19 protein-coding genes are annotated in these 19,168 nt (G+C 52.1%); 3 read left to right on the top strand and 16 right to left on the bottom strand.

What is annotated here, in order from left to right; all coding sequences use genetic code 11:
- Position 1: 1 nt before the first annotated feature.
- The gene (locus HYT77_05150; protein MBI2067381.1) at positions 2–583 is read right to left on the bottom strand and encodes a MarR family transcriptional regulator; all 582 of its coding nucleotides are present in this window, start codon (positions 581–583) and stop codon (positions 2–4) included.
- Between the two features lie 84 nt (positions 584–667).
- Here HYT77_05150 and HYT77_05145 point away from each other — a divergent pair, with 84 nt between their 5' ends.
- Positions 668–1,339 carry a rhomboid family intramembrane serine protease gene (locus tag HYT77_05145; protein ID MBI2067380.1) on the top strand — a complete coding sequence of 224 codons (672 nt, stop codon included), beginning with the start codon at positions 668–670 and terminating at the stop codon, positions 1,337–1,339.
- Positions 1,339–2,238 carry a PD-(D/E)XK nuclease family protein gene (locus HYT77_05140; protein MBI2067379.1) on the top strand — a complete coding sequence of 300 codons (900 nt, stop codon included), beginning with the start codon at positions 1,339–1,341 and terminating at the stop codon, positions 2,236–2,238. Before HYT77_05145 ends, HYT77_05140 begins: the two co-directional genes overlap by 1 nt.
- Before the next feature lie 23 nt (positions 2,239–2,261).
- Here HYT77_05140 and HYT77_05135 read toward each other — a convergent pair whose 3' ends face one another.
- From HYT77_05135 to HYT77_05125, 3 genes are read right to left on the bottom strand one after another with little or no spacing between them, the layout of a single operon-like run.
- Positions 2,262–3,821: a citramalate synthase gene (locus HYT77_05135; GenBank protein MBI2067378.1), complete on the bottom strand. Its 1,560-nt coding sequence runs from the start codon at positions 3,819–3,821 to the stop codon at positions 2,262–2,264.
- Positions 3,818–5,047: an aspartate kinase gene (locus HYT77_05130; GenBank protein ID MBI2067377.1), complete on the bottom strand. Its 1,230-nt coding sequence runs from the start codon at positions 5,045–5,047 to the stop codon at positions 3,818–3,820. The genes HYT77_05135 and HYT77_05130 overlap by 4 nt, the downstream gene beginning before the upstream one ends.
- Positions 5,048–5,103: 56 nt before the next feature.
- Positions 5,104–5,646 (bottom strand): hypothetical protein, encoded by a 543-nt coding sequence (locus tag HYT77_05125; GenBank protein MBI2067376.1) that lies wholly within the window; start codon positions 5,644–5,646, stop codon positions 5,104–5,106.
- Positions 5,647–5,782: 136 nt separating this feature from the next.
- Between HYT77_05125 and HYT77_05120 the strand changes: the two genes are divergently transcribed.
- Positions 5,783–6,166 (top strand): hypothetical protein, encoded by a 384-nt coding sequence (locus tag HYT77_05120; protein ID MBI2067375.1) that lies wholly within the window; start codon positions 5,783–5,785, stop codon positions 6,164–6,166.
- An 838-nt stretch (positions 6,167–7,004) separates the two neighbouring features.
- Here the strand turns inward: HYT77_05120 and lpdA are convergent.
- From lpdA to HYT77_05060, 12 genes are all read right to left on the bottom strand, one after another.
- Positions 7,005–8,399 carry a dihydrolipoyl dehydrogenase gene (gene lpdA, locus HYT77_05115; GenBank protein ID MBI2067374.1) on the bottom strand — a complete coding sequence of 465 codons (1,395 nt, stop codon included), beginning with the start codon at positions 8,397–8,399 and terminating at the stop codon, positions 7,005–7,007.
- Positions 8,386–8,787: a tRNA (adenosine(37)-N6)-threonylcarbamoyltransferase complex ATPase subunit type 1 TsaE gene (gene tsaE, locus HYT77_05110; GenBank protein ID MBI2067373.1), complete on the bottom strand. Its 402-nt coding sequence runs from the start codon at positions 8,785–8,787 to the stop codon at positions 8,386–8,388. The genes lpdA and tsaE overlap by 14 nt, the downstream gene beginning before the upstream one ends.
- Positions 8,788–8,925: 138 nt before the next feature.
- Positions 8,926–10,404: an NAD(P)H-hydrate dehydratase gene (locus HYT77_05105; protein MBI2067372.1), complete on the bottom strand. Its 1,479-nt coding sequence runs from the start codon at positions 10,402–10,404 to the stop codon at positions 8,926–8,928.
- The gene (locus HYT77_05100; protein ID MBI2067371.1) at positions 10,401–11,123 is read right to left on the bottom strand and encodes a pyridoxine 5'-phosphate synthase; all 723 of its coding nucleotides are present in this window, start codon (positions 11,121–11,123) and stop codon (positions 10,401–10,403) included. Before HYT77_05100 ends, HYT77_05105 begins: the two co-directional genes overlap by 4 nt.
- Positions 11,124–11,141: 18 nt before the next feature.
- Positions 11,142–12,506, bottom strand: a complete 1,365-nt coding sequence (locus HYT77_05095) for a phosphoglucosamine mutase (protein ID MBI2067370.1) — start codon at positions 12,504–12,506, stop codon at positions 11,142–11,144.
- Positions 12,507–12,558: 52 nt separating this feature from the next.
- The gene (folP, locus tag HYT77_05090; GenBank protein MBI2067369.1) at positions 12,559–13,398 is read right to left on the bottom strand and encodes a dihydropteroate synthase; all 840 of its coding nucleotides are present in this window, start codon (positions 13,396–13,398) and stop codon (positions 12,559–12,561) included.
- A gap of 11 nt (positions 13,399–13,409) precedes the next feature.
- Positions 13,410–15,326, bottom strand: a complete 1,917-nt coding sequence (locus HYT77_05085; GenBank protein ID MBI2067368.1) for an ATP-dependent metallopeptidase FtsH/Yme1/Tma family protein — start codon at positions 15,324–15,326, stop codon at positions 13,410–13,412.
- Positions 15,327–15,362: 36 nt separating this feature from the next.
- Positions 15,363–16,331, bottom strand: coding sequence for a tRNA lysidine(34) synthetase TilS (gene tilS / locus HYT77_05080; protein MBI2067367.1), 969 nt, complete (start codon positions 16,329–16,331; stop codon positions 15,363–15,365).
- Positions 16,306–16,794 (bottom strand): gamma carbonic anhydrase family protein, encoded by a 489-nt coding sequence (locus HYT77_05075; protein MBI2067366.1) that lies wholly within the window; start codon positions 16,792–16,794, stop codon positions 16,306–16,308. The genes tilS and HYT77_05075 overlap by 26 nt, the downstream gene beginning before the upstream one ends.
- A 33-nt stretch (positions 16,795–16,827) precedes the next feature.
- The gene (locus HYT77_05070; protein ID MBI2067365.1) at positions 16,828–17,328 is read right to left on the bottom strand and encodes a bifunctional nuclease family protein; all 501 of its coding nucleotides are present in this window, start codon (positions 17,326–17,328) and stop codon (positions 16,828–16,830) included.
- Positions 17,318–18,622 carry a tRNA (N6-isopentenyl adenosine(37)-C2)-methylthiotransferase MiaB gene (miaB, locus tag HYT77_05065; GenBank protein MBI2067364.1) on the bottom strand — a complete coding sequence of 435 codons (1,305 nt, stop codon included), beginning with the start codon at positions 18,620–18,622 and terminating at the stop codon, positions 17,318–17,320. Before miaB ends, HYT77_05070 begins: the two co-directional genes overlap by 11 nt.
- A 160-nt stretch (positions 18,623–18,782) precedes the next feature.
- Positions 18,783–19,136 carry a hypothetical protein gene (locus HYT77_05060; protein MBI2067363.1) on the bottom strand — a complete coding sequence of 118 codons (354 nt, stop codon included), beginning with the start codon at positions 19,134–19,136 and terminating at the stop codon, positions 18,783–18,785.
- Positions 19,137–19,168: the final 32 nt, after the last annotated feature.

Below are 19,168 nucleotides of genomic sequence, written 5' to 3'. Positions count from 1 at the left end.
GCTATTCGAGAATTGCCTTCCTCAGGAGGTCGGTGTCAACCTCTCGTCCCTGATAAAAATCATCAAAAATACGGCTGGCAGCCCCATAGAAAGCCAAAAGAAGCTCCAACTGTAATTTCATAAACAAGGCGTCTTCGGCCTCCTCCCCCTTCAATCCCGCCGAGGCCTCTTCGAGTTCGGTTTGACACCGGTTAATAACCCGGGTCGAGTCCTCGATCCCTTTTCGAACACGGTCAAAAAACTCTTTCAGAAGTTTTCGAGGATAATCGCGATGGGCCTCATAAAAATCCCTGCGGTCTCCCTTAACCCAAACCTTGCGGACGAGTCCCGCCTCCTCGAGCATCCGGACGTTGACACTGATATTCCCCTTGGAAAGCCTAAGCTGTTCGGAAATCTGGTCGAGAGAGAGAGGATTTCGTGAAAGAAAAAGAAGTGAGTAGATCTGCCCCCCAACCCGTGAAACCATTCCGAGCATGTTGGCGGAAATCTTGCCGGCACTTTCAATGAGGCTGTCCCGAACCTCCGGGAGATTTTTTGCCGTTTTCTTTTTTGATGAACCTTTGGAGATCAATTGAAGAGGCATAGGGCTCGATCTAGCAGGGGGCCTGATGGCTGTCAATCGGGCAACGCTTGTTTAGAAGCACTGCAGCATGTATAGAAGACGGCCATGATCCCTTATCAGGACATCCAGAAAACGCGACACTTCCCGTTTGTTACAATTCTTTTGATCCTTATCAACGCCTCTGTTTTTGCCTATCAACTTCTCCTGCCTCCTCCCGGCTCCAACCGACTCCTCTATGAATTTGCCGTCATTCCTCTGGAGTTCAAACGGGGCGGAAACCTCCCCTTTTCGATGGGACCAATCCCGATTGTAACGACCTTCACGAGTCTGTTCCTTCATGGAGGAATTCTCCACCTGATTGGCAACATGCTCTATCTTTGGATATTTGGTGACAATGTGGAGGATCGACTGGGACCGGTCCGTTTCCTGATCTTTTACACACTCTGCGGAATCATCGCGAGCTTCACCCAAGTTTATGCCAATTTCAATTCAGAGATCCCGATGGTCGGCGCCTCCGGTGCGATTGCCGGCGTCCTGGGGGGGTATCTCTGGATAGCCCCTAAGGCAAAGGTGAAGGTGCTCATCCCGGTCTTCTACTTCCTAAGGACGGCTATTCTCCCTGCCTGGATCGTCCTCACGGGCTGGGCCCTCATCCAGTTTCTTCATGTGCAGCTCGCACCTCCAAATGCATCCGGAGGGATCGGATACTACGCCCACATCGGTGGATTTGTTGCGGGACTTCTCCTTTTGCCTGCTTTCAGGAGAAGGCGAAGATAATGAGTCCTCCCTCTTTTGACGAATGGATAGAGTCTCATTGTTTCACCCCTTCAGAACTGGAGGACTATCTTCTTTGTCCTTTTCGTTTCTATGCCTCCACTTATTTAAAGGTTAAACCACCACAAATCAGCGGACCGGAACTGACCCCCCTTGAAATTGGCTCCATTCTCCATGCCATCCTTGAAGGAACCTTCAAAAAATGCCTGAAAAAAAGAGAAGATCTCCTCCCTCTCCTTGCTCATGAACTGAAGAAGGTCACTGCGGAGCGGACCGACCTGATCCCTGTACTGATTGAACACCAGAGGATACGAATGGAACGAGCCCTGTTCCATTTTTTTGAGAAGGAGATCGAAGAAAAAAAAGAGAGGCCACACTCTTCACTGAAACCGTCCTATTTTGAGTGGAGGTTTGAGTCCCTCTCAATCCCGGATGGCACGAACAATCCAATCAAGATCAAGGGACGGATCGACCGGATTGATATCGATCCAAACCGGAAGCGCTTTCTGGTCATTGATTACAAGACCGGCTCACAAAAGATCACGGGCAATCAGATCCGGAAGGGGCAATCACTGCAACTCCCCCTTTATATCATGGCCGTCAAACAGCTGCTCCTACCAGACCATGAACCGATCGGCGGGCTCTACTATCACCTTTCCGATCTGACCTGTGACAAGGGGATCATTCACGCCGATCAATTGCCGGAGAATCTTGAGATTCATCCCCGATCGTCCTCGCTCGTCCCATCAGCGGAATGGGAGGCTCTTTTCAAGACAGCCAACGGGAACGTTGTCTCAATTGTACAGGAAATCCGACGCGAACACTTTGCCTCAAAACCGGAACCGTGCGAACCTTGGTGCCCCTATCGTGATATTTGCCTACTAAGGAGTCACCGGGCCTGAGATGAGCCTTTGTCAACCTCCTGTCAGTTTCTCATTAGTTTATATTCCAACGAATCAACGAGCGCGAGCCAGGACGCCTCAATGATATTTTCAGAGACGCCGACCGTGCCCCATTTTTCTGTGCCATCGGTCGATTCAATGAGGACACGAACAAGCGAGGCGGTCCCTTTTCCGGCCGGCAGGACACGGACCTTATAATCAATCAAGCGAACCTCCCTCAACTGGGGGTAAAACCGCTCCAGCGCCTTGCGAAGGGCGTTGTCCATCGCATTCACCGGCCCTTCCCCCTCAGCGGCGGTATGTTCCTTCTGGCCATCGACCTCGATATGAATCGTTGCCTCGGAGCGGGATTTCTCACCCTGTGATTTTTTTTCGTCAATCACACGAAAACCGATCAGCCTGAAGAAATCTCTCTTTTGATGGAGCGCCTTTTGGACCAGCAGTTCAAAGGAACCCTCGGCCGCCTCAAAATGATACCCCTGCCCTTCCAGCGCCTTGATCTGTTCAACGATCTTTTTAGCCATCGGGTCTCCCGATCCTAATTTGAGACCCTTGGCAGCCGTCTTCTGCAAGACATTGGACTGTCCGGCCTGTTCTGAAATCAGAACCCGTTGACGGTTTCCAACAACCGAGGGATCAATATGTTCATAGGTTGCACTATGCTTCATAACGGCGCTGACATGAATTCCCCCCTTATGGGCGAATGCGGAATCACCTACAAACGGCTGCTGACTCCAGGGATTCCGGTTGGTCAGTTCATCAACAAAATGAGAAATCTCCCTCAAATTTTTTAATTGTTCCGTGGTTACACAAGAGATTCCACATTTGAGTTTCAAATTAGGGATAATGGAAATGAGATTTGCGTTGCCACAACGCTCCCCGATCCCGTTGATCGTCCCATGAATCTGAACGACACCGCTCGAAACGGCCGCAAGCGAGTTGGCCACCGCAAGCTCACCGTCGTTGTGACAGTGAATTCCGAGAGGTCGATCAAACCGTTTTCGGACAATCTGAATAATTTTGCTGACCTCATCGGGTAATGATCCTCCATTCGTGTCGCAGAGCACAATCGTGTCGGCCCCTACCTGACTAGCTGCCTTAATGACCTGAACGGCATAGGAGGGATTCGCCTTATAACCATCAAAGAAATGTTCGGCGTCAAAGATCACCTCCTTCACGCGTCCCTTCAGATAGTCGATCGAATCGGTGATGATATCGAGGTTCTCTTGGAGAGAGACTCCCAACGCCTTCTTGACATGCAGGTCCCAGCTCTTCCCAAAAATGGTGATGACAGAGGTACCGGCCTTGAGCAGGCTGTTCAAAACAGGATCGTTCGCCGCCTTAACCCCCTTGCGACGCGTGCTCCCAAAGGCAACCAGCTTTGCCCTTTTGAGGGAGGGGGCTGCACTGAAAAATTCGTCATCCTTCGGATTCGATCCGGGCCATCCCCCCTCAATGTAGTGGACTCCGATCTCATCGAGCTTCTCGGAGATCCGAATCTTGTCCTCGACCGAAAAGCTGATCCCCTCCCCTTGAGCCCCATCACGAAGGGTGGTGTCATATAATTCAATTTTTTTCTTCATTTTTTGCCCAAACCAAACGCCTTGTGAAGGGCCCTGACGGCCTTCTCCATCTCGGCCTCGCGGATGACGACCGAAACCTTGATCTCTGAGGTGGAGATCATCTGGATATTCACACCCTCTCTCGCCAGCGTCTCGAACATCCTGGAGGCGACACCGGCATGACTCTTCATCCCGACGCCAACGATAGAAACCTTGGCGATCTTCTCATCCGCCTCAATCTTCTGGGCACCAATTTTCCGAACCTGCTGGTGCATGATCCTGAGCGCCTTTGGCAGTTCGATCTTCGAAACAGTAAAGGTCAGATCAGTATAACCGTCCTCGCTGATGTTCTGGACAATCATGTCAACATTGATATCCGCCTTTGCCAGCGGGGCAAAAAGACGGGCGGCAACGCCCGGACGATCGGCCAGACCTCGTACGGCGACCTTTGCCTCATTACGGTCATGGGCAATGCCGCTGACCACCATCTCTTCCATCGCTCTGTTTGTCACAAGTGTCCCTCCTCCTTTACTGCCGTTTTTTTTAACCGGCAGGAATGCTGATTTAACCCAGACCGGAACCCGGTAATTCGCCGCAAGCTCCACCGAACGACTTTGCAGGACCTTTGCCCCCGAAGAGGCAAGCTCCAGCATCTCCTCATAGGTGATAATCGGGATCAGACGCGCCTCCGGACAAACCCTCGGATCGGCCGTGTAGACCCCATCGACATCGGTATAAATCTCGCAGGCGTCTGCCTTGAGGGCGGCCGCGATCGCAACGGCAGTCGTATCCGAACCTCCGCGTCCGAGCGTCGTAATATTTCCCTCAGGATCGGTCCCCTGGAAACCGGCAATCACCACAACGGTGTTTTTGTTCAATTCCTTATGGATGATCTCTGCATCAATCGACTTGATCCGGGCCTTCGAAAAGCTCGAATCCGTCAGGAGCCGTACCTGATGTCCCAGAAAGGAGCGGGCCGGGACCCCCATCGACTGGAGGGTGAGCGCCAGGAGGGCGATCGTTACCTGTTCCCCTGTCGAGACAAGCTGGTCATATTCACGCCCGTCTGGTTCTTTAGAAACCTGCTTGGCCAGATCGACAAGCCGGTTCGTCTCCCCCGCCATGGCAGAGAGAATGACGACAACCTTGTTCCCCTTGTGTCGGCTCTGCCTGACACGCTCCGCAACATTCCGGATCCGCTCTGTACCCGCAACAGAGGTGCCTCCGTATTTCTGAACAACCAGCATCGGTGGAATCCTTAAATCAGCATAGAATAACTCTCAAGGGGAGTTTCGAGCAGCTTTCAAGGAAGGAGTGAGGCTGCCATTGCTTGCCAAACGGTCCTGTTAATCGCAGGACCAGCCCTGTATCCGATTGGCATCTCAAGTAATTCCAGCCCTATCCCAAAATGTTGCACCTGCTCACGAACCCAGGGACGAAGATCCCCCTTGTCGGCAAGACGACAGACCTCTTCAAGCTCGGGATACTGATGAAAAATCCATCGACTCATGTCCCGCTGATAAAAAGAGAGAAACCTTGGATCAAAATCGGGATCCCTTGAGAGGAAACGGACCAAGGCAAGACCTCTTTCATCACTGCGTGGGGAGAGTCGTCTCCCGGTTATTACAGAAAGGATATCAATGAGATCAAATCTGCGAATCATTCCTTTGGAGAGGAACTGTCTTTCAACCCCCTCTAATAATCGATTCGCCACCCTCTGGCGAGCGGCGGATAGCGCAACGGCGGTCATAACCGTCCCAAAGAGGAGGAGTCCGGCCGGCAAGGCCAAGTACTTCGAGGGAAATAACCGTGAGGCCTCCGGGGAGGAGGGAACCGGTCTCTGCAAAACCTGCCCCCCCGCTGGGGAGTCGTACCCTCTGAGGGTACGTTCTTTAGGCTCGCTTGAGCAACCTTCATCCGAGACAACCGATGACTTCATTGATGTTGGTGCACAGAATTTTTCATTAAGGAGGAAAAACAAAATGAGACCTGTAAATCAATCTCGATCTTCTTGCCCGATTCGGATCGACACGCCGATCCAAGGGGTTGCAGCGGCGACCGTAGCCACAGGAATAGCCATCAGCGTAATAAGCGCTGTTCGTGCTGCTTTTCAATATCATCAGCTGTTTAGCATGGCGTATAGCGCAGGTCAGCGGCAACGATTTGCACCTTCTACTGAACTTGACAGACATTGGGGCGATCTAAGGGCAAACTATCATGTTGCGATAAAGAGAGTAGAGACCAAGACAAACCAGTTAGTCAAAGGCGGTATGGCCCTTATCTTTGTAGGGCTTCTTATCTATTACTCCGTAGGGCTTCTTATCTATTACTCCGTTGACTACTGGGGGCGGAGCCAGTCGAAATGAAGCTCCCCGCGGCAAGACCGCGGGGTTTCTTGGCGGAATCCCCGTAGCCATCGACCCTCCTCTGCCAATGCTTCGGATCTCCTGACCATTCATCCCTGCCGCAAGACGGAAGGGTTTTCTGGCGGAGGCGGATAACCGCCGACATGATCCAGACTCCCGGTTCCATCGAGCTCTTACCGCCTGTGTTTTTGCCTCTCCGAGGACTCTTGGTACACTTTTCGGATAAGCATGAAAGAAATCGAGCAACCTTATTTATTCAATATCGATGACCTTGCCGTCGGTATTATCCATTAAAACATAAGGAGAACTAAAATGACATCCCCAAGACTCGTTGATAAGCTAGAAAGACAGGGGGACCCAAACCCTCAATATTTGCCGCAAGAGTCCAAACCCGGCGACGGTTCAACTAATCCCTATTTTGGATCATGCTATAGATCAGTTCGTAGTCTAGAACAACCATTGGTTGGGGCCGGTCTGGCAGGTGGAGTAGGATCATTGGTATTTATTAGAAGAGGTTTTCTAATGGGGGGGCGCCAAGGGGTTGTAACCGCCTTGATGGGATGCTTTATGAGCCTTAGCGCCGCATCCTCTTCAGCATTCTCTTATTATGGACATAGAAGACAGAGAGAGTTTTCCACCCTGAATTTAATTCTATCGATTGCTTCTGGTGTTGCAATAATGGGGGCTGCCAGGGCTATACTATCTCCCAGGCAATTCATGACTCCCACTTCAATTAAAAATCTTTACCGTTCAATTGCACCGTTTGGATTCTTTATAAGTGCGTCCGCCGCATTGGCAACCGAGGTTGTCATGAACGCCGACCTGATGCCATCTGAGTTCAATTTGAGGCCGTGCTAATCCCTTTTCTCCCCATCTTATGAATCGCCTCCCCCAAGGAGTCTTCCGCCGATTCGTAGAGGATCTCCATGAGTGTCGGATGGGCGTGGATCGTTCCGGTCAGGGCCCTGACCGACAAGCCGTTTCTCATCACAAGCGCCACCTCCTGGATCATATCCGAGGCATGCGCCCCGCAGACAACAGCCCCTAAGATCTTTTCGTCGGTGGCGACATAGATCTCTGCAAATCCCTCTGTCTCTTCATGCACGATCGCCTTGGCATTGGCGATAAAGGAGAACCGACCCACCTTGTAGGAAAGTCCTGATGATTTGAGCTCCGCCTCCTTTTTGCCGATCGAGGCAATCTCGGGAATCGTGTAGGTGATCCGGGGAACGGCCGAATAATCAATCACCTTCTCATGACCGGTCATGTTCTCTGCCGCACAGATCCCCTCTGCCATCGCCCCATGAGCAAGCAAGGTTGATCCAATGAGATCCCCGATCGCAAAGATTCCCGGAACCGAGGTCTCAAGCCATTCACTCACCTTGACAAACCCGTTTTGGAGCTCAATGCCTAACTTGGCCAGCCCCAATCGATCAGCCCCAACCGTTCGACCAATAGCGACGAGGGCAATATCGGCAGCTATCTCCTCTCCGCTGGAAAGGATTGAGACCACCTCACTCCCCTTCTTTTCCATCTTCTCGACTTTGATACCGGTTCGAAGGACGACCCCTCTCTTTTCAAAGATTGATTTGAGGGTGCGTGAGGCAAGCCCCCCCTCCTGAGGCAGGATCTCGGACAGAAATTCCACGACGGTGACCTTGGACCCAAGGAGATTAAAGGCACAGGCGATTTCAGAGCCGATAACCCCTCCACCCACCACAAGGAGACGCCCCGGAAGAGATTTGAGCTTGAACAACTCATCGGTCGTTAAAATCGATTGGCCGTCAAATAGAAAGGCCGTCGGACGGATCGGCTGCGTCCCTGTTGCGAGCAGGATTTGCCGAGCCGATAGCGTCTCGGCACCAACAAGAATCTTATCAACCGCCTCAAGACGCCCCTCCCCCTGAAAAAATTCAATCTTGTTCCCTTTAATGAGACCTGCGATCCCGGACTCGAGTCTCTTCACCTTTTCATCTTTACCTTGAACCAGCTTGGCAAAATCGATCCGGGGAGGATCAAAATGGATCCCGACTTTTTCGGCCCTTCGAGCGCTTTCGATCATTTCAGCGGCGGCAAGATACGCCTTGGAAGGGATGCAACCTCGGTGGAGACAGGTTCCCCCCAGTTCTCCTTTTTCAACAAGGGCAACCTTGAACCCCCGTTGGGCTGCACGAATAGCGGCAACATACCCCCCAGGCCCCCCACCGATCACCACAAGGTCAAACGATCTCAATTTGCCTCTCCCCCTCTTTCATCGGGTTGGCCGATCTGATGAAGACCTCCCGATCGGTTTTCTGATCAAATTTCTCCGCCCATTCAATAACAACGATATGACTGCCGAGATAATCCTCCAGTCCCAAACTTGCAAGCTCTATTGGACTTTCAATCCGGTAGAGATCGACATGAACTAACGGACCGTAAACATTGACGAGCGTAAAGGTGGGAGAATTCACGTAATGGCGGTCATCGATCCCAAGCCCCTGAGCCATCCCCTGAACAAAAGTTGTCTTGCCACTGCCAAGATCCCCCTTGAGACCAATGACGTTCCCGAGACTCAGTTCCCGTACAAATTGAACTGCAATTTTTTTTGTCTCTTCTGGAGAGTGGGAGATAAATCTCATTCTATTGGCACATCTCCCTTTCTCACAGGATGTTGAGAAAGGTCCAGATGCAAGGCACCTGCAAGAGCGCAACCGGAGCGTACTTGTAGGTACGTGAGGATTGTGGGCGAAGCAGGCAACGCCGCAGATGGGCCTTTATCAACATCCTGTCAATTCCCGAAAGGCAAGAGGAATCTCTTCAATAACATCCGAGGCCAGAAAACCACGATCCCCCAGTCGACCGCGAACCTTATCACCCGCAAGCCCATGAAGGTACACAGAACCCAAAATCGCCTCAAGAAGTGCCCCCTCCATTGCGCCGGTTGAGACCCCTGAAATAAGGGCCCCCAACATGCCAGTCAATACATCCCCCATCCCGGCCGTCGCCATGCCGGGATTTCCGGTCGGGTTCACATAATAATCCCCTTCGGGTGTCGCAACGATTGTTCCCGCCCCCTTCAAAACGAGATGGCAACCGTATCGCTTTGCGAAATCTCTGGCGGTCCCCAGGCGATCCTCCTGAACGGCGGCCGACGACTTTCCGGCAAGCCGCCCCATCTCCCCCGGGTGAGGTGTCAAAACAAGAGGCTTGCGAACTCGCCTCAGTTCATCAACGACCCTCTCCAGGGCATTGATCGCATCCGCGTCCAGAACAACCGGTGAATTTCCTTTTTTGATCACCTCCAGCACAATTTTACGGATATCCGGAGTGACCCCGAGCCCCGGACCGATCGCGACGCACCCCATTTCCTCCATCAAATCAACAAGCGGTTTAAGCGCCTTGACGGTCAGTCGTCCCACGGGACTCGAAGGGAGCGGTTCGTACATCACCTCGAGAAGACCACGTGGAATCTTTTGATAACAACGATCAGGAAGCGCGAGCGTCACGAGTCCTGCCCCGGTCCGAAGCGCCGCCCGAGCCGCCATTAAAGGGGCCCCCAGGCGGTTTGTCGATCCACCCACTAAAAGAAAATGGCCGTAGCTCCCCTTGTGACTATCCGCACGACGTGGTCTTAAGAAAGAGCTGAAATCCTCAGGTGAAATAACCCGTCCACGAATTCCAACCTCGTCAAGAAGCGAGGAGGGATAACCGATATCGACCGAAACGACCTTACCGGCGTAATCAGGACCATCCCCAATATAAAGCCCAACCTTCGGCAGTCCAAAGGTACAGGTAAGATCGGCCCTAATGGAGACACCACAAGCCCTTCCCTGATCGGCCGACAGGCCCGACGGGATATCAAGCGCCACCACTTTTTTGCATGACTGGTTGATCGTTTCAACAAGCTCCTTCTCGCTTCCTTTCAACGGCTTTGAAAGACCAACCCCCACGAGCGCATCCACAATCAGATCGGAGTCCTGAATCAGCTGTCTCCAGTTGTTCTGTGAATCAAACCAGGACAAGAGATGGCAGTCGATGCTCTTTTCTTTAAGCCGTTTGGCGAAAATCCGGCCATCTCCTCCATTCTTTCCCTTTCCCGCCACAACGAGGACACGCTTGAGGGAAGGGAATTTTTTTAGGACAACCTCGGCCGCCCCCGTTCCAGCCTTGTCGATCAAGAGAGACTCCGGAATCTTGTATTTGGTAGAAGCAAGCTGGTCTGCCTTGAGGATCTCTTCCCGTGTCGCGATTCTCATGTCCTTCCCTCAACAATCTTTTTCATTTCACGTACCGCCTGCCCTATCCCGACAAACAGGGCGCGAGCGATAATTGCATGACCAATGTTGAATTCGACAATTTCTGAAATCGCCGCAACGGGGGCTGTATTTTGATAGTTCAATCCATGTCCGGCGGCAACCCAAAGCTCAAGGGAATGTCCCAGCCTCGCCGATTCCCTTAAAACCTCCCGTTCCTGTTCAACTTCCGATGGGGAAGTCACCTCGGCATAACGCCCCGTATGAATCTCAATCGCATCAACCCCCAATTCCTTTGCGATTTCAATCGAGGTTCGATCAGGATTGATGAAAAGACTGACCCGTATCCCCGATTTTTGGAGATCAGGCACCGAGTCACGGAGCCGCCTCTGAAGCTTCAGAAGATCAAGCCCCCCCTCCGTCGTTAACTCCTCCCTTTTTTCCGGAACAAGGGTCACACTGTGAGGACCAACCTCCTTCGCAAAACGAATCATCGACTCGGTCAGGGCCATCTCCAGATTGAGTTCCGTCTGCAGGGTCCGCTTGAGAATCCGGACATCCGCCTCCTGAATATGACGCCGGTCTTCTCTTAAATGGACGGTGATTTGATCGGCCCCCGCCTCCTCGGCCTGGACAGCAGCGGCAACCGGGTCAGGATAGCGTGTCCCGCGCGCCTGGCGCAGCGTGGCCACATGGTCGATATTGACTCCCAGTTTTGCCATATTTCTAACCCCTGAAAATCAGGACAACTGCTCTGAAACACAGGAGGCGATCTCCTGTGCCATCCTCTCAATATGTGTTGCATCCCGACCTTCGATCATCACACGAACAAGCGGCTCAGTCCCTGAATAACGGACAAGGAGACGCCCCGTTCTTCCCAACACCCTCCCAATCTCCTGAATTTTCCCCTGGATGGCGGGATACAGATTGAGATCCACTCTCTTCCGAACTCGCACATTTTTAAGAACCTGCGGATAGGCACTATAATGTCCGGCCAATACCGAAAGCGGCTTCTCCCGCCTCATCACTAAAGCAAGGAGCTGCAAGCCGGCCAAGATACCATCTCCTGTCGTTGAATACTGGCGGAAGACAAGGTGCCCGGACGATTCTCCTCCAAACTGGTATCCATCGCGCCTCATCCGTTCCATAATATACCGGTCCCCCACCGATGTTCGGACGAGATTGACACCGCATCGACCAAGGTATTCCTCGAGTCCGATGTTGCTCATGACCGTTGCGACAACCGTGCTCCCCTTCAATAACCCCCGCTCGTTTAAATCCTCGCCACAAATCGCAAGAATCGCATCGCCGTCAACCACCTCCCCCTTCTCATTCACAAAGACGGCCCGATCACCATCCCCGTCGAGCGCAATCCCCAAATCAGCCCCCCGTCTCTTCACCTCTTCCTGCAGAAGGGTAGGCCTCATGGCACCACATCCTTCATTGATATTCGTACCGTTTGGCAGAACTCCAATGGGATAAACAGTCGCTCCCAATTCCTCAAAGACGGTTGGGGCAATCTCATAGGAGGCCCCATGGGCACAATCGATGACAATCTTGACCCCCTCCAGGTCAAAATCCCTTGGAAAAGTCCCCTTGAGGTACTCAATATAGCGCCCTTTTGCCTCTCCCACACGGAATGCCTTTCCGACGCTGGAGGCCGACGCAAGAGATTTTGTGAGCTCCTCTGAAAAAACCAGCTCCTCGAGCCGTTTCTCAGCCTCATCGCTCAACTTGAACCCTTCGGCATCAAACAGTTTGATCCCATTGTCCTGAAACGGATTGTGAGAGGCCGATATCATGACCCCTCCGTCCGCCCGCATGCCCCCCGTCAAAAATGCAATGGCGGGGGTCGGCATTGGTCCAACCAAAAGGACATCGACCCCCATGGAACTGACGCCGGAGGCGATTGCCGTCTCGATCATGTAGCCCGAGAGCCGGGTGTCCTTCCCGATCAAGACCTTTCGATGATGCTTCTTGCCACGAAAGAAATAGGCCAGTGCCCTTCCGACAGAGAGGGCGACCTCTGAGGTCATCGGGTACTCATTGGCAACCCCCCGGATCCCATCTGTCCCAAAAAGAGACCGCTCCTTGGTATTGTTCATAGAGTTACCGGTTCTATATGGTCCCCGCCCCGATTTCAAGCAGGAGTTGTAGCTACCGCCCTGATTTAAGTGCCTCAACAATCTTCAAGACCTGGCGGGTCGGAGCCACGTTGTGGACGCGTAACAGAGAGGCTCCGTTCATCGCAGCAATCGCCGCAACCGCCTGGGAGCCATTCTGAACAGCCGGATGGAGCGGATCCTCCACGCCGAGAAGGTGACGAATAAAGCTTTTGCGTGAGGCCCCCACAACGACAGGCGCCTCCAAATGCCGAAATTCAGAGAGGCGACGGAGGATCTCCAAGTTGTGCTCCGCCAACTTCCCAAATCCGATGCCGGGATCAACCAAAATCCGCCCCCGATCGACTCCTATCGAGACGGCGATCTCGATCTGCTTCTTTAAAAAATGAATGATTTCGGAGACGACATTGATATAGCGGACCTCCTTCTGCATCGTCTGGGGCTCCCCCCGCATGTGCATAAGAACAGAAGGCACACCCGTTTGGGCAACCAGCTCTGCCATCCGAAAATCGTAGCAAAAAGCGGAGATGTCGTTGACCATATCAACCCCTTCTTTGAGCATGATTTCCGCGACAGACGCCTTGCGCGTATCGACCGAAAGCGGAATTTTCAAGCGGGGGCGAATCCTTTGAATAACCGGAAGGAGCCGGTGGACCTCTTCAGTCGCAGAGGTTGGTTGGGAACCGGGACGGCTCGATTCAGCCCCGATATCAATAAGGTCGGCCCCCTCCTCCTGCATCTTGAGTGCCTGTTCCAATGCCCGGGAGGGGTCAATAAAACGGCCGCCATCGGAGAAGGAATCAGGCGTGACGTTCAGGATCCCCATCACGTAACAGTTCCGTGAGAAATCAAATTGTCGACCACCAATGATCATAAAAAATAGAGTTAGGCCTTACTGAAACCTGGAAAAACCGACACGGGAGGTATCTCAGGCCTGGCCTCCTCGGGCATTTTTGAGGGCTTCTGCGGGGGTGGTGTTGTTTTATGAACCACGGGACCGAGATCCTCACTGCGGATCAGACGATCAATCTGATCCCCATCGAGAGATTCCCACTCCAGGAGTGCCTTGGCCAAGCGGTCAAGGGTTGCACGGTTCTCTTCCAGAATTTTTTTGGTCTTTTCGTAGTTACGATTTACGAGGCTGGAAACCTGTTCATCAATCCTGATCGCGGTATTTTCGCTGTATTCCTGATGCTGGGCAAAATCACGCCCCAGAAAAATCTCCTGCTCCTTTTGACCAAAACTCAAAGGTCCCAGCTCGCTCATTCCCCATTCACAGACCATCTTCCGGGCCAGCGCGGTCGCTTTCTCAATATCATCTCCAGCACCGGTCGTCTGTTCCTTGAAGATCAACTCCTCGGCACACCGCCCCCCCATGAGAACGGCAATCCGGTTCTCGGCATACGTCTTGGAATGGATATGCCTCTCGTCGATCGGAAGCTGTTGTGTCACCCCGAGCGCCATCCCACGCGGAATGATCGTCACCTTGTGAACCGGATCACTCCCGGGAAGGAGCTTGGCAATGAGTGCATGTCCTGATTCATGGTAGGCAATCTGTCGCTTCTCCTCCTCGGACAGGATCATGCTCTTTCGCTCGAGTCCCATAAGGACCTTGTCTTTCGCCAGTTCAAAGTCGATCTTTTCAACAGAGGGTTTGTCATACCGCGCCGCATTCAATGCCGCCTCGTTGACGAGATTCTCCAGATCGGCTCCCGAAAAACCGGGAGTTCCGCGAGCCACCACTGAAAGCTCAACCTCCGACGCCAGCACGGTCCGCCGCGCATGAACCTTGAGAATCTCTTCCCGACCTTTCAGATCAGGACGATTGACGACGACACGACGATCAAAACGACCCGGACGAAGAAGCGCCGGATCGAGGACATCCGGGCGGTTTGTCGCCGCCATGATAATAACCCCTTCATTCGACTCAAACCCGTCCATCTCAACGAGGAGCTGATTTAAAGTCTGTTCTCGTTCATCATGACCACCACCCAGACCGGCGCCGCGATGACGACCCACGGCATCAATCTCATCAATAAAGATGATGCAGGGGGCATTCTTTTTTCCCTGTTCAAAAAGATCCCGAACCCGCGAGGCCCCGACGCCAACAAACATCTCTACAAAGTCAGAACCGGAGATTGAAAAAAACGGGGCGCCCGCCTCGCCGGCAACCGCCTTGGCGAGGAGTGTCTTGCCGGTCCCTGGAGCCCCCACAAGCAGAACCCCCTTCGGAATGCGGCCACCGAGTTTCGTAAATTTCTTCGGTTCCTTCAGAAACTGGATGATCTCCTCCAATTCGTACTTCGCCTCATCGACACCCGCCACATCTTTAAAAGTCACCTTCTTCTGACTCTCCGAGAGACGCCGTGCCCGACTCCTCCCGAAACTGAGCGCCCGTCCTCCACCAACCTGGATCTGCCTCATGGAGAAAAAGAAGAAACCGAAGAGGAGGATCATCGGGAGCCAGGAGATCAGAATCTGCTGCCAGAGAGGGGTTTCCCGGCGCCGTTTATACTCAAGAACAGCATCCGACTGCGCCAACAGTTCCAACGCCCTTTCACTCTCGGCGGGACCGACCGTCTCGAACGCAGCCCCTTCCTGATAATCCTTCTTGAAGTTGCCGAGATACTCCTCATCCCGTATCATCACCTTCTCGACCTGATTTTTTGAAATGGCATCGAGGAATTCACTGAAGGTAATCGTCTTCTGAAGACTCGGACGATTCCCCATATAATGAAAAATCGTGACGGAGAGGAGGATGATAAGTGCCCAAAGTGCAAAGGTTTTTTGTGACTGTTTCATGAGTTATGCAAAAAGTAACATCAAATGATTGCCAAATCAACCTGCTTTGACAAAACAAAAACTTCCCAATTTTTTGTGGAATTTAATCCCTTCCGGCAGGCAAAGCGACTGCTCCTTTCGCGACGAATTTAACAGATGATCCAGTGTCAGAACAAAATCACTGCTTAAGCGGTAAGATCGGCCCGCACCTCTCTCAGAGAACCTCGCAAGAAGGCGATAACGAAGGGCCGAGGGCAACCTCTTATACTCTGTGAGAGACCACCACTTTTTTCTTGAAGGCCGCAAAAGCGTTTCAATCTGTGACGACAAAAAATCCTCATCGGCTCGAAGAAGGAGGGCGTTCAGCGACGATCGATTATCGAGACCGGGATTGATCTTGTGCAACTGACTCAAAAGACGACGCACCCTGTTTCTAAGATATTTACCTTCTTTATTTGAAGAGTCTTCCCGATAGGGAATCTTGAATTTCTTGGCGTAATCGCGGATCTCCTCTCGCGGAACAAGGAGAAGCGGTCTTAAGTAGTGACAACCCCTCTCCTCCCTAACCAGCGGGATTCCGCAAAGTCCCTTCAATCCCGCCCCCTGAATCCATCGGATCAGGAACGTCTCTGCCTGATCCGTTGCCTGATGGGCCGTTAAAATTTTTTTCAATTTAAGCCGCCATGCCTCTTTTTGAAAAAATTCGTAGCGGAGCCATCGCGCCCTCTCCTGGAGGTTGTTTTTTCGCCCCCATCGCGGGGCATGGCCAATCGAAACAGGGATTCCCCATTCCTGCCCGATTTTTCTCACGAATCGCTCGTCCAGATCCGATTCCCGCCCCCTCAGCTTGTGATTAAAATGTAACAGGTCAATTTTGGGTCTCTCGGAGGGAGGGAGATGCCGAACGATATGCAAGAGAACCATCGAATCGATCCCGCCGGAGACGGCAACACCGAGCCTCTCACCCCCTCTCCAGAAAGACCATCTTTTGAGCGTTTCTCTAAGAGTTTCTGTAGCTTTGTGCATTCCGGACATAGTTGTCGGCAGAAATCTTCAAAAAAGCGATCTCTTCTGCCTTAAGCTCCCTCTTTACCTTGGCCGGAAAGCCCAAGGCAAGGGTTCGTGGCGGAATAATCATCTTTTCAGTCACAAGGGAACCAGCGCCAAGAATCGACTCCTCACCGATCACCGCACCATCCATGAGGATCGATCCCATACCGATGAGGCAGCGCGATTTGACATGACAACCGTGAAGGATAACACGATGGCCGATCGTCACTTCATCCTCCAGAATGAGCGGCCAGGTGCCACTCGTAACGTGTCCGACACAGAGATCCTGGATATTGGTTCTTCTGCCAATCCGGATGTAGTGAACATCTCCCCGGAGGATCGTATTGGGCCAAACGGAGGAATCAGCACCGATCTTGACGTCGCCGATCACAATCACCCCCTCGGCCAGAAAAACAGAGCGGTCGATCTCAGGAATCATTTGATGGTGTGGAATAATCTTGGGCACAATCTGTCACATCTTGTATTTACCGAAGTCTTCTGGATTTAGCCCTTCCAATATCTCCGCCCACTTCTCTTCCTTCAATTTCTTTTCGCCTTCCCCTCCCCTCGCCAAATCGACGCTTCGGGATTTTTCAATCACCTTTTTATCAACATAAATCCGGGCATTCGTCCGAAGGGCCAAGGCAATGGCATCAGACGGCCGAGAATCAATGTCAAACTCCTTCCCGTCATGCTTCAAGTAAAGCCTGGCATAAAATGTGTTGTCACACAGATCGCAAATCTCAACACGGTCGACCTGAACCCTGAGCTCCCCCATAATGTTTTTTATCAGATCGTGGGTCATCGGCCGTGAAAGCTGGATTTTTTCGAGCTCCGTCGCAATAGCGGATGCCTCAATGAGGCCGATCCAGATCGGCAGGGCGTTTTTCTCCTCGAGATCTTTGAGGATGATAATCGGCATATTGGTGAACGGATCAATCGTGAGTCCGGTGACTTTCATTTCAATCAACAGAGACCTCCCCGCCCAGCGAATAGGGCGACACCTTCAGAATCTTAACAGGGATTATAGCACCGATCATCCGCTCCCGGCCAACGAAATTTACGATTCGTCCGTGAGGGGTCCGTCCGCTCAACTGTCCTCCTCCCTGAAGCGAGGGACCTTCCACGAGGACAGCTTCAATCTTGCCGATTCTCAAACGATTCTTTGCCTCACTGATTCTCTCTTGCAACAACTGGAGCCTCTGGAGGCGCTCTTTTTTGACTCCCTGCGGCACATTATCCACGAGACGGAACGCCTCGGTGCCGGGACGCGGCGAATATTCAAAATAATAACTCTGGTCAAAACCGACCTCTTCAACCAACTGCAATGTTTCCTCAAACTGCGGCTCTGTCTCTCCCGGGAATCCGATGATCATATCGGTTGTGATTGCAACATCCGGACAAACTTTCCGCAGGGCAGCAACTCTTCTCAAATAAATCTCCCGGGTGTAGGAGCGTCGCATCGCTTTCAAAATTTTGTTTGAACCGGATTGGACCGGGAGATGAATATGGGGGCACAACCTCCGGTTTCGGCCATATTCCCGAACAAGATCCTTTGAAAGATCCTTGGGATGAGGACTCGTAAAGCGGATCCGGTCAAGAGAGGTTCCCGCCTCAATAAGACGTAAAAGTTCGGCAAATGTGATTTTTGGAGAGAGTCGTTTACCGTAGGAGTTGACATTCTGCCCGAGCAACATCACCTCCCGTACCCCATTCCTTTGAAGCCCTCTGATCTCTTCCAGAATCTCCTGGGAGGACCTTGAAACCTCCCCTCCCCGTGTCAAAGGAACAATGCAAAAGGAGCAGGCATTATCACACCCCTTCATGATCGTGACATAAGCCTTGACCTGCTTTGTTTGGGAATTTGTCAAAGGAACCGGAAATTCATAATCAGAGAGGTCCTGAAAATCGGTATAAACGACTCTCTGATGGTTTCCCTTCACCCTCTCGAGAACTTCCGGCAGGCGGTGAATCTGATCCGTCCCCAGAACAAAGTCGACGTTTTGAAACCGTTTTAGAAGTTTTTCCCCCGCCTGGGAGGCGACACAACCCGCAACACCAACGATTGCACCGGCAAAATTCCGGCCGATGGTACTCATCGCCTTCTGATATGATTTTTCCCGGATGCTGCAGGTATTGATGAGGATCAGTTCTGCCTCTTCCGGTTTAGCCACCTGTTCATACCCCTGGCGAGCTAACAGCCCCTTCATCACCTCGGAATCCTGTTCGTTCATTTGGCAGCCAAATGTCTTGATGTAGGCCTTCATCAGTAACTCTCAGTTATTAACAAACCCTTTCTACAAAGGATGATGAGAAAGGTCCAGATGCAAGGCGCCCGCAAGACCACAACCGGAGCGTACTTTCCCGGTACGTGAGGATTGTGGTTGAAGCGGGCAACGCCGCAGATGGACCTTTCTCATCATCCTGTTAGAAGTCTCGATCGAGCTTGATGTGTGTGAGAAGCTTATCAATACCATCCTCATCGGTATAACCCAGATCATCCAAAATCTCGTCTACCTCGCTTGGCGAGGCAGTCCCTCCCCCATCAAAGTCAAGCTCCTTACGGCTTTTAAGGTCATGACGAATCACATCGATATAGCGGTCAGGGTGCTGCTTCACAATCCCTTCCACGTAGCGATTGAGTCGATCGACCGCCTTTTTCTTTTTCTCCTCTTTTATATTTTTCCAGTTCTTCAGATAGTGGAGGCGACAGTATCCCGTGACGGTTGCGGCATTTTTACATTCAGATTCCGCACAGATCTTGATTTTTCGTGAAGACACGGCGACATACTAAACTTTTTTAGAACCTTTTC

It is taken from the genome of Deltaproteobacteria bacterium (assembly GCA_016180855.1).
GTDB lineage: Bacteria > UBA10199 > UBA10199 > JACPAL01 > JACPAL01 > JACPAL01.
Note: the sequence above shows the minus strand (reverse complement) of the source record. Positions and strands in the feature narration are given on the sequence as shown.